Origin of the sequence: Bacillus benzoevorans (genome assembly GCF_014207535.1) — a bacterium.
Taxonomy (GTDB): Bacteria; Bacillota; Bacilli; order Bacillales; family Cytobacillaceae; genus Bacillus_BD; species Bacillus_BD benzoevorans.
On sequence record NZ_JACHGK010000042.1, the window covers coordinates 1 to 5,842 of the forward strand.

Here is a 5,842-nt window from a genome sequence, read left to right on the forward strand (position 1 = left end):
TTATCAAGACCTAAATTATTAAAGATCCCTAAAAATAAAGAAGAACACATATTATACATGACTAATATGTGTTCTTCCTTTATTTCATTTAAGTGCCCGATTCCGGAGGATTAATAATTATATATATTTATCAGGATTAAGTAACACAACTTACTTTGTTAATTGAATCTTTATATCATTATCAACTTCAAGAATGCAGTCTTGTCGATCTTTAACCGGAGCAAAAATCATTACATATTCGTCATCTTCTCCTGAAACTTCACCCTTACTAAAAATTGGATCAACTCTTTCACCAGCTGATTTCAAAAATACACCAGATTTTTTATCATCAACAATATAACCGTATTCTTTATCTACTTTCCTTGCATTAAGGAGTTTTTGTTCCAATTTGCTCATCACTTCATATTGTATCCCATTTTCATCTGTTTGGAGTTTCGTGTCAGATCCAGTTACGACAACTCTTGTTTCTAACGGTGAAAACTCCACCCTCTTAATTTTGTATGTTTCTTTTTCAAAATTGAATTCCTTGTTTATTTCTACTGTTTCTCTTTCTAGGATAGCAGTTTGATCAAGCTTGAAACCAAGTGGCCATTTTGTTTTCACTTTACGAGTCTCCTGATCGTCATAAATTGTTAAATTTTCAATTTCTAAACGAATGTCTTGTCCTTCATATTCTTTTATTGATTCAAAAGACTCAGCCTCAACCACTCTGTTTTCTTTACTATTGTAATATCTGCTTCCCCAACCCACAGTATCTAATTTTTTTTGCTTATTTCCAACAATCAAGTTGATTGAAGTTTCACCTTCAAAAATATCGAGATAATAGTTCTTTAAATTTGTTGTTTGACTTTGATAGGTCAATAAGAGTTTTGTCTCCTTATCATCCGTCATCACACCCTCAAAATGCACTGTTATGTCATGTTCTTCATCATAAATTGTTTGATCAATAACTTGACCATATCCTTGATTAATTTCGATTCTTAAACCTGTATCATCAATATGATTACTGGAAAATATTTTCTCTTCCTCATCACTTTCAACAGTAATCAACTCTGCTTGTCCATTAACACTTTCAGCAATAAAACTTTGTGATTTAGAACTGCAAGCTGACAGAATTGATATCATTAATAAAAAAGTAATAAATATTTTTTTAGACATTAAAACACCCCCTTTTATATTATAAATGATGCCCAATTTTCCCCAAATATGATAAAAATAGGAAACCTGTAATTAATTTAATCTTACATTACCTTAAATTCTTCTCAATCTAATCTATATATACTTCAACATAATATCCAAGTTTATTATTAAGTTTTATGTCACAATCTGGCCCATGATAGTTGAAGAAGGAGAACAACGTTCTCCTATTGACTATAACTTTTTATAAACATCTGCGTAAGCTACTTTTAGTTGCTCTCTTAATTGCTTGTTTTCATCTGCCAATTTCTTATTTTTCCTTTTTAGGGAAGCGATCAGGGCATCCTTGTTACTTTCATTCATTTCTCTCTTCACTTGTTTTGGAGTAGGTACTTGCGATTGTTGGTCTCTTAATGTTTCAATTCTCGAACGGAAGTCTTCGTTGTTGTAAAGTGTTGCTTTTGATACATCAGCTTCATTGGATACACTGTTAAAGTTTATTTTTTCATTAGCTTTTAAAAGCCTTTTAATGGCCTCATCTATTTTTTGATGGGTATTTTCTTTACGTTTGGCATGAATGGCTTTCAAATGGGCATAGCGGTCATATTCAGCCATTTCTAACACCTATTTTTCTTTTAATCCGATCTTGTCTACCAAAAATAACATTTCCTTCTTGAAGAGTGTTTAAAATATTTTGGTATCGTTGTAAATTCTTTTCGTTTTTCTCGGCTATCTCTTCTCGACCTCGTTGTTTTGCTATTTCAATTGCTTTTGTGGTTGTTTTAATATGAAGTTCGTATTTTTGCTTATCCAATTCTGAAAAACCTACAGCTAAATCTTTACATGGTGTTTGATTAGAACCACAAGTAAGACAAGGGGGTGCTTCCATATGAGGGCAATTTCCGTTTAAACGAGCGTGGCACGTTCCATACGGGTTATCCATTGCATTTAACTTGTGATCCTGCCATAAGGCATCCATTATGTCTGTCGGAATATCTTCTCCTACTTTAATTTCTTTTACTTCGCCATTTAAGTCAAAGCTAAAAACACCTTGCTTTATGACCGATTCAAACGCTTTTCTTTTGGTATCATCTAATAGCTTTGCGTATCTTAGTGTCATTTCAGGGGAAGCATGAGCCAATAACTCTTGCACGGTTAAAATATCTGCACCACCATTTAACATTTTTACTGCATAAGTATGTCGGAACTGATGTGTTTTGAAATGAAACAAGTTTCCTTTTTCGTCAGTAATGTTCTTTTGTTTTGCTAATATATTCAGTTGTTCTCTAATCCAAATTTGACTATATGGTTTTCCTTTTCGTTGACCACGATATCGTATAAAAATATACCCTTCGGGATTATTGTCTTGATGGCTATGTTCTTTTGATTTTTCTATTAGAACCGCAAGGGTTCCTGCCAGTTGTTCATCAATTGGGATTCGATGTCCTTTTACATAGGTTTTTTCAATATCGGTTTGAATAGAGTATTGACCGTTGAATTGAACTAAACAATTTGTAGTTAATCCTAATACATCAGATATTCTAAGCCCTGTTTTAAAGGCAATCCAAACAACAGGGATAACTTCTTTATGCAAATCATCAATATGAGTAAAAAGTTGCTCTAATACATAGTCTGGAATATAGTTAATTTGATATATCGATTTTTTTCTGAGCTGTGGCTTATCACCGGGAAAAATCAATAATCGCACATGGGTTTTGGGAGCAATCCCAAATTCATACCGTTGAATATCTTCAAGAAACTTTTGTAAGATTGATAATGATCTCATTACATAAAATTCAGGGTGTGAATTACGTCGTTTTAGATTACTTTCAGAGTATTCATGTAGATGTTCAATGTATTTTTCGATATAGGTTCTTTTTAAGTTTTTTAAATTTCTCCATGTTGGTTCAATGTCAGATACAAATGTGAAAAAACGTGTTAAATGTGTCATATAATTTACTGCTGTACCCCAAGAGAATTTGTTTTTACTGAGCAATCGTTGTTTAAAATACTTTTTAACTTCCTCCCTAAATTTTTCGTCTATCTTTGAGAAATTAAGATAATAATTTGATTCACTTTTATTGTAATCAATCCCATATTTGTCATGTAAAATACGAATATCCCACTTGTCTTTTCCCCATTCTTCTCGTTTATCAGAAAACTGGAATAAGGCTGTATAAATTGTTCTTAAAAACCTTGCTACGGGAGATTTACATACACTATTTTTACTAAGTACCCTTTTTTTAATTTCCTGAGTATTAATTCCTTTTTCATTTAACCAAAATAAATACTCTCGTTCCACTTTATCGATATCTAATTCTAATAGAGAAAAAAGTTTGGGGTATTTCTCGTTTAAAAACTCTGTCATTCTATTAAATGGGCTTTGAGCCGAAAAAATATTCTTGATTGTCCATAATTCATTAAACAGTTGCTGATAATATACATATTTCACTTCTAAATTTAGTGTGGGGCTGATAAATCGAAAATAAATATTTTTATTCGAATAGTTATAGGATGCTACCATTTCTTCGAACTGCTTAATTTCACCTAAAAAGTCGATATTCCAACTGTCGTTGACTAAAAAATAAGGATTGTTTACTCGCTCAATAGTAACGGTTCCATCTTTATTCACTTCTTTTTCAGGATAGGTGGACAGTTCTTTTTGTAAACCTTCATGGAAACCTATTTCATCTATATGAATATCCTTTACATACTTCATCCGTTATCTCCTTTTAAGTTATTTGTTAGGTCAAATTCAGACTGTGCTTTCCTCCAATCTTCTCGGATTTCCTCATCCGAAGGATGGAGATATAGATTCATCGTTGTTTGAATTTGGGAGTGCCCTAAGCGTTCTTGCACATGTTTAATGTTTTTTGTTTTTTGATAGTAGATAGTAGCGTGTGTATGACGAAATAAATGGGGATGAAGGTTTATCCCTGTTTTCTTCTTCAATCGCTTAAAAAGAGACTCTACATCGCTATATGTCAATGGTTTTCCTGTGTTTTCGCCACGCAATTTTACGAATACAAAGTTTGTGTCCACATCCAAATCGTCAATAATTTCATACAAATAATCATCATATAAATCCATTAAAGACTGTGACACGAAAAGCTCACGTTCCCCTGTTTTTAACTTTGCCCCATTTTCTAATTCCCCTCGATTAGTTAAATGAATCCTATGACCTTTTGCATGGTCAAATATAAAATCTTCCATGAAAAGCGAGAGAACTTCTCCAATACGCAATCCAGTTTCAAATAACACTTGAATTAGAAAAGTATCTCGTATATTGGTTGTTGCCTCTAATACTTGCTGCACTTGTTCCTTTGTCAGTATTTCTATTTTTTTGCGTGGTTCTTTTAATTTAAGTACATTTCTTATCGAAGGCTTGTCCTGGTTGATATGATGTAAGAAACTTTTGTAACGTGAGTTACCCCCTGAAAACACTTGTTTCATCAACTTTTCCATCATGTCATTGTGTACTTCTTCATTTCGGAAAAGGTAATCATAGAAGTTTGCTACAACTGTAATAGTAAGGTTAATAGTTTTCTCGGTTCGTTTTGCTTTCTTTTGTTGAAGGGGAGTGACTTTTGAACTCCCATAAGGACTTCTTAACCAGGCGACAAATCCTGCTAAGTCTTCCAACTTTATATACTTATAATCTTTATCTGTCTCTTCTAAGTAGGTAAAATAATGTTTTAATGAATAACAGTATGTTTTTAGGGTATTACTGCTTTTCCTTGTTTTATCTAAATACTTTAAATATCTCATTGCAGGCAGGACAGGAAAACCATTGCTATCGACTAATATATAACGTCTTGCATTACCTTCTAAAATAACCTGTTGAACTCGCATTTTATTCACCGCCATATTCTAAGATTCCTTTACAGGATCAATCTATGACATTGCTGCTCTTTAATCTTCTTCAAGCCAGTTATAAAAAGGAAGAGTTGATCTATTTTCTGTGTGTTTATTTTGTTGAATTCTCGCAATACTCCGTTCTTTTTTGATTGGTATAGTTGTTGGTGTCCAGCCTTTACTAATTGCTTTTTTAATAAATCCTTCAGGATTTTTCACCTTGTTTGGTGATTGTTGCATAATCAGTAATATTTCTAATGTACGTTTAATCCCAATATGGCTCAAAATGTTTATCATGGTTTGGGTAGGTGAGGTCATAGTAACTGCTTGATAGGCTAATAAAACTAATTCTTTGGTGTCTTCATTCTGTAGTGGAGGAGACGACTGGTTGTTCTTTATTTGTTTTTCTTTAACTGAAGGCTTGCTGCTTGGAATTAATAATGCTTGAAGGTCTTGTTGAGGTATTTGCCAACCTTGCTTATCCGTTTTTTTATAAGCATTAGGGAACTTCCCCGATCGAAGCCACCTTTTAACGGTCTCTTCGCTTTTTTGCAATCTTTCTGCAACTTCTCTAACTGTAAGTAAATCTCTCAACAATGAGTTCCACCTTCCTTATCATTTTTTTACAACAACAACAATGTAGTGGTATCGGAAAATGTTGTTGTTGTATTAGAGGTCTATAACAGTCTTACAAAGAAGTCTATATAACGAATATATGTTCTTACACATATTATACATAATATACAAAAATTTTAAAATATATTTAATGTTTATATTATGTAAAAAATAAGAGGATATATGCTCTTATATTGAACATATTATCCTCTTATCAGAGTAGTCTATTTAAAAA

Annotated in this window: 5 protein-coding genes; all 5 read right to left on the minus strand. The window is 32.5% G+C overall.

The features are described from left to right. Positions 1 to 150: 150 nt before the first annotated feature. Positions 151 to 1,158, minus strand: coding sequence for a DUF4179 domain-containing protein (locus tag HNR53_RS22880; protein ID WP_184530470.1), 1,008 nt, complete (start codon positions 1,156 to 1,158; stop codon positions 151 to 153). Between the two features lie 213 nt (positions 1,159 to 1,371). Next, the gene (locus HNR53_RS22885; RefSeq protein ID WP_184530472.1) at positions 1,372 to 1,752 is read right to left on the minus strand and encodes a DUF6262 family protein; all 381 of its coding nucleotides are present in this window, start codon (positions 1,750 to 1,752) and stop codon (positions 1,372 to 1,374) included. Beyond that, a complete protein-coding gene (locus HNR53_RS22890; protein ID WP_184530474.1) occupies positions 1,745 to 3,856 on the minus strand; it encodes a tyrosine-type recombinase/integrase in 2,112 nt (703 codons plus the stop codon). The genes HNR53_RS22885 and HNR53_RS22890 overlap by 8 nt, the downstream gene beginning before the upstream one ends. Then, complete coding sequence (locus HNR53_RS22895) at positions 3,853 to 4,989, minus strand: tyrosine-type recombinase/integrase (RefSeq protein ID WP_184530478.1); 1,137 nt, start codon at positions 4,987 to 4,989, stop codon at positions 3,853 to 3,855. The genes HNR53_RS22890 and HNR53_RS22895 overlap by 4 nt, the downstream gene beginning before the upstream one ends. 60 nt (positions 4,990 to 5,049) lie before the next feature. After that, complete coding sequence (locus HNR53_RS22900; protein ID WP_184530476.1) at positions 5,050 to 5,586, minus strand: helix-turn-helix domain-containing protein; 537 nt, start codon at positions 5,584 to 5,586, stop codon at positions 5,050 to 5,052. Between the last annotated feature and the right edge of the window lie 256 nt (positions 5,587 to 5,842).

Coding starts and splice junctions, on each gene's coding strand:
- HNR53_RS22880 (WP_184530470.1), bottom strand. CDS start 1,158: ATGTCTAAAAAAATATTTATTACTTTTTTATTAATGATATCAATTCTG.
- HNR53_RS22885 (WP_184530472.1), bottom strand. CDS start 1,752: ATGGCTGAATATGACCGCTATGCCCATTTGAAAGCCATTCATGCCAAA.
- HNR53_RS22890 (WP_184530474.1), bottom strand. CDS start 3,856: ATGAAGTATGTAAAGGATATTCATATAGATGAAATAGGTTTCCATGAA.
- HNR53_RS22895 (WP_184530478.1), bottom strand. CDS start 4,989: ATGCGAGTTCAACAGGTTATTTTAGAAGGTAATGCAAGACGTTATATA.